The following is a 4,003-nucleotide window of genomic DNA, read 5'->3' as shown; positions in this document are numbered from 1 at the left end:
ATTTTTAGATTATGGAGATGGTAATTGTGATAACCAAGCCATTTATACAAATCCTGATGGTACCATCGAAACAATAACAGTTGAAGAAAACATTTTATAACCTAAATAATAAATTAACATGAAAACTTTAAAATTAACCTTAGTATGCATTCTTTCATTAATGCTTTCACAATCAGTTCTTGCTCAAAACACACAAGAAGAAGTGAGATATGCTATAGAATTAGCAGATGCTGAATACAAAGATTTTGTGAGATTCAACATGAACTTCACAAAACAAGAATCCGATGCGTTTTGGCCTATTCTTAACGAATACCTCAACAAGCGTGATGAAATCTTCAATAAAGAAGTTAACCTATTTTTAAAGGATTATACCAAACTCAATAACGAGCAAGCTAAAACCTTTATGAGTAAACTTGTAAAGTATGACAATCAAATGGATCGTTTACAAAAAAAGTATTTCAAAAAAATCATGAAAGTTTTACCTGCTAAAAAGTTTTTAAGATTTAGTCAAATTGACCACTTCATAGAAACTGCAAGAGATTTTAAACTCTCTTATAGCTTGCCTTGGGTCAAAGCTTAATGTGAATTTATCAATTTAAAACCGAAAGATCATGAAAGTCTATTTAATAAAAGCCTCTGCTGGTAGCGAATTTTCAAAATATAAAGCCAATACAGGTGGACCACCTCAGAATATATTTTCTGTAGCTGCAACAACACCTAGTCATGTAGATATAGAGATGTGTGACGAAACCATTGGTATGAAAACTGATTTTAGTTCAGATGCCGATTTAGTAGCTATTTTTATGTCTACACCAGACGCTTATCGTGCTTATGAAATTGCACAAAAGTTTCACGAACAAGGTAAAACCATTGTATTAGGAGGTTTACACACCTTCTTTATGCAAGACGAAGCTGCGCAATATGCAGATACCTTGCTTCTAGGCGAAGCAGAAGACATCTGGGAGGATTTATTAAATGACTTTCAAAACGGCACTTTAAAAGAAAAGTATCAACGTACCACACCTTTGGATCTTGCAAAATTAAAACCCTATCCTTTGGATATTATTGATCCTGCAAAATACAATTACACTTGGTCTGTAGTCGTTACCAGAGGTTGCCCTTTTAAATGCGAATTTTGCCTAGTACATAAATTCTTTAATAAGTTTGAATTACGTCCAATAGAAAATATTGTAGCAGAGGTTAAAGCTTTAAAAGAATGGGGAATTGAATGGGTAGAATTACACTCAGATAATCTTACGCAAAACAAAGAATATGCTATAGAATTATTTGAAGCTTTAGCGCCTTTAAATATGAATTTCTTTGGAGAAACTACCATTATGATTGCTAGAGACGAACGTCTATTGGCAGCAGCGCAAAAAGCTGGTGTAAAGAGTTTATTATTTGGTATTGAAACTCCAGATGCAAAAGCACTAAAAGATCAAGGAAAAGCTTTTGTAAAGCCTGATAAGATTAAAGAGTATGTCAAAATCATAAAGAGCTACGGTATTGAAGTGATTGGCGACTTTTTATTTGGTTTTGATGCACATAACGAAAACATCTTTCAAGAGACTTTAGATTTTGTAAAAGATATTGAAATTGATACTGTATATCCACATTTGGTCATTCCTTTTCCTGGTTCAGGAACGTTTAAGAAGTTAGATGAAGAAGGAAGGATTCTTACCAAGGATTGGTCTAAATATGAAGGAAGCAATGCCGTTTTTGAACCGAAGATGATGTTTCCTAAAGACCTAGAGGAAGGCTTAATGTGGTTTTGGTATAAAAATGCCAGTTTTAAGGATAAATTAAAATATATGTTTAGCTAACACGAGCTACGAAAACGATGTCATTTCGAGAGCACGAAAATGAGCGACGAGAAACCTTTAGGTTCAGTAAAGCTAAAGGTTTCTAATCGTTCTTCATTCGGAATGACACTAATAACAACAAAAAAAAGAAATTATGAGTATCTGGTTTTATATAGGAATAGGTTTAATACTTTGGGTATTATACGATTTGTATTATGGTGTTACCTGGACACATCGTCCTATTTACAGACAGTACGAACCTAATGCGTATTGGTTGGTTACAGTAATTTGGTTTGTTGTAGCAATATCAACAACAATAGTTGGTTTAGGTTGATTATAAATAAGATTGAATATTTTCAGTCATTGCTATCGAGATATAAACCTTATTTTATATCCATAAAAATAGAATTTGATGTGGTTATATGACTAATGATTTCCCTAAAATCACAGTTGTTAATACCATAAAAAAGAGGTTGCCAAAGCAACCTCTTTTTATTTTAAGTTAAATGTTTTTTTATTTGCTAAATGCAGCCCATCTTCGGTTAACTGCTTCTTCAGCATCTAATAATTCTAATACCTCGTCAGCAATATTTTCACTCAATTCTAAGAAAGTGGTAAATCCAACACAAGAAGCATTAATCTCTCCAAGAACATACTTGTCTTTTCCAGTTTTTTTATCTGTGTCAAGGATAAAATCAGCAGTCCATATTAAAGGTAGGTCATAATTTCCTAGTCGTTTTTGAATTGTTGGTAGTGACTTTTCAACAGCATTAACTAGTTCTGGCCATTGATCTGGTTTATCGTATCTGTATTTTGCGCCAGAAAATAATGTTGCAGAAAAAGCATCTTTACCTTCTGCGGGTTTTTTATGCACAATATTAACTACTTTTTCTCTTAACATTAGTACACGTATTTCACCTTCTTTTATACGTTCTAAGAAAGGCATATCTAGTAACATACCATTATCTCCTTCTAGGTATTTAATGCAGTATTCTAAAAATTCTTGAAGCGTTTTTTCTTCAGTATGGTTGTCTCTAGCCTCTGTTAATTTTAGTTTTGCATCTAAAGGAATTTTACTTTTATACTTATCTGCATTAAGCACTTCAACTCTCCAAATACCTTCTCCTGTAGAGCCTCTATTTTGCTTAATTACTCGTACTCCGTTTTTTAAACTTTTAGGGAATGCTTCTTTAAGTGTGTCAAAATCATAGTAGGTATAAACATCATCAGGTACAATATCAGACCCTTTTAGTTTTTCTACAGAGTTTTTTGCACCATAGGCAATCATAGCATCAGGATGAGGTAAACCTTCAACTCCATTGTTTACTAATTCGCGTAACATCTGAAAATATCCGGTTTCACTTACCAGATTTCCTGGATTCACTCGGCTAATATATGCATCAGCTTTTTCGATTGTATGTCTATATATTTCTCCGCGATCTTCGTCTTTATAAAAGATTATTTCGGCAGACCAACCTCTATCTTTTAACGAGTCTATTATAGGTTTAGAATCTTTTCTAAAGCCATATTTACCTTTGTCGGAGCCACCTCGTGCTTCAAAAATTACTACGTGTTTTTTCATTTATTAGATTAATTATTATTCAACAGATTAAAATTAATATTTGTTGCTTGTCTATAACATGACAAAAGTCATTAAAATAGGATAAAAAACGTCTAATTAGTAAAGTTATTTAAAGCGCAGTTTTTAGACTTTTTTTGATGTCTAGCCATTCCGCTTTTAATATGCTATAACAACAGGTGCTTCGTCTAAAACCATCGTTCATTAATGTATCTTTGCGTAAGATACCTTCTAGAGTTGCACCTAGTTTTTCTACAGCACGTCTAGATTTTTTATTGCGCTCGTCAATCCTGAATTCTACTTTTTCAAATTCTAAGGTTTCAAAAGCATATTGAAGCATTAAAAATTTTATATTTACATTTAACCTTGTGCCTTGAAAATCATGACCTATCCAGGTCCAACCAATATGTAATAGTTTGTTTTTCCAGTTAATTAATCCAAAACGAGTAGAGCCAGCATAAGCTTCCTTTTCTTTGTCGTATATAATAAAAGGAATGATAGTTTTATGGTAATAGCCATCAACAGCCAGTAGTACGTAATCTCTTAATTTTTCGGGTGTAGAAATATCAGAAGGTGAATAAAAGATGAGGTCTTTTTCTTGTGCTATATTGCCAAGTTTTTT

5 protein-coding genes are annotated in these 4,003 nt (G+C 32.7%); 3 read left to right on the top strand and 2 right to left on the bottom strand.

The window, feature by feature from the left end; genetic code table 11:
* Nucleotides 1-118 precede the first annotated feature (118 nt).
* The 3 genes from N4A42_RS11405 (at nucleotide 119) to N4A42_RS11395 (ending at nucleotide 2,136) form a co-directional block, all read left to right on the top strand.
* Complete coding sequence (locus tag N4A42_RS11405) at nucleotides 119-580, top strand: hypothetical protein (protein WP_294074080.1); 462 nt, start codon at nucleotides 119-121, stop codon at nucleotides 578-580.
* Nucleotides 581-611: 31 nt separating this feature from the next.
* The gene (locus N4A42_RS11400) at nucleotides 612-1,823 is read left to right on the top strand and encodes a radical SAM protein (protein WP_294074078.1); all 1,212 of its coding nucleotides are present in this window, start codon (nucleotides 612-614) and stop codon (nucleotides 1,821-1,823) included.
* 133 nt (nucleotides 1,824-1,956) lie between these two features.
* A complete protein-coding gene (locus N4A42_RS11395; protein WP_294074076.1) occupies nucleotides 1,957-2,136 on the top strand; it encodes a hypothetical protein in 180 nt (59 codons plus the stop codon).
* 180 nt (nucleotides 2,137-2,316) lie between these two features.
* Here N4A42_RS11395 and N4A42_RS11390 read toward each other — a convergent pair whose 3' ends face one another.
* Both N4A42_RS11390 and N4A42_RS11385 read right to left on the bottom strand, forming a co-directional pair.
* Nucleotides 2,317-3,384, bottom strand: coding sequence for a Cj0069 family protein (locus N4A42_RS11390; RefSeq protein ID WP_294074074.1), 1,068 nt, complete (start codon nucleotides 3,382-3,384; stop codon nucleotides 2,317-2,319).
* 109 nt (nucleotides 3,385-3,493) lie between these two features.
* A partial coding sequence (locus tag N4A42_RS11385; RefSeq protein WP_294074072.1) for a GNAT family protein occupies nucleotides 3,494-4,003 on the bottom strand: 510 nt, incomplete at its 5' end.

This window comes from Winogradskyella sp., from assembly GCF_025210595.1.
Classification (GTDB): Bacteria; Bacteroidota; Bacteroidia; order Flavobacteriales; family Flavobacteriaceae; genus Winogradskyella.
This window is presented reverse-complemented; position numbering and strand designations above follow the sequence as displayed.